At 65.9% G+C, this 314-nt stretch carries 1 protein-coding gene; it reads left to right on the top strand.

Annotation, left to right across the window (positions count from 1 at the left end; genetic code table 11):
* Nucleotides 1-102: 102 nt before the first annotated feature.
* Nucleotides 103-314, top strand: a 212-nt coding sequence (locus P0G09_RS17320; protein WP_275253291.1) for an alanine racemase, incomplete at its 3' end; no start/stop codon positions are given.

Raw genomic sequence — 314 nt, 5'->3', positions numbered from 1 at the left:
CGCTGCCGCCCTCATCCGGGACGAGATCACCGCGGCCTGCTATTCTCTGCCCCAGGCCCAAGCCCTGAGCGAGGCCGCACAGGCCGTCGGGGCCGGGTCAAAGTGCATCTGGCTGTGGATACCGGCATGGGCCGCATCGGCTTTGCTCTGCGCACCGATTTTGATGCCGCCATTGCCGAGGCCATCGCCGCCTGCACCCTGCCCGGCCTGGAAATGACCGGACTGTTCCAGCACTTCTCGGTGGCCGATGACACCGCTGAGGAAAACATTGCCTACACCGCCGAGCAGCACCGGCTCTTTGTGCAGGCCTGCAG

The sequence above is a fragment of the Faecalibacterium sp. DFI.5.82 genome, assembly GCF_029076575.1.
GTDB lineage: Bacteria > Bacillota > Clostridia > Oscillospirales > Ruminococcaceae > Faecalibacterium > Faecalibacterium duncaniae.
Note: the sequence above shows the minus strand (reverse complement) of the source record. Positions and strands in the feature narration are given on the sequence as shown.